Annotated in this window: 1 protein-coding gene; it reads left to right on the forward strand. The window is 23.5% G+C overall.

The window, feature by feature from the left end; all coding sequences use genetic code 11:
* On the forward strand, positions 1–272 hold a 272-nt coding region (locus SB725_RS31270), incomplete at both ends, for a hypothetical protein (RefSeq protein ID WP_410923290.1).

Here is a 272-nt window from a genome sequence, read left to right on the forward strand (position 1 = left end):
TTTCTTGCTTTAGCTTTTATGCAAAGTGATTTTCCGTTGTTGGCTAAGAATTATACGAATAAAACTTTTCTTAAGAGTTATATTTCAGGATATTATAAATTTTTCATTCCTGTTTGTAGCTTAATTTTTGTTGTCTGTGCATTTTTCAGTAAAGATATTTTGAAGATATTTTTTAATGAAAAGTATGCTGAAAACTCATGGTTATTTGTGATTTTCATTTTTACTTTTTTAATGAATATTCTTTTTAGAAATTTATATGGAAATTTAATGTC

The organism is Pseudomonas sp. SIMBA_041, assembly GCF_046535095.1.
GTDB classification, from domain to species: Bacteria; Pseudomonadota; Gammaproteobacteria; order Pseudomonadales; family Pseudomonadaceae; genus Aquipseudomonas; species Aquipseudomonas mucoides.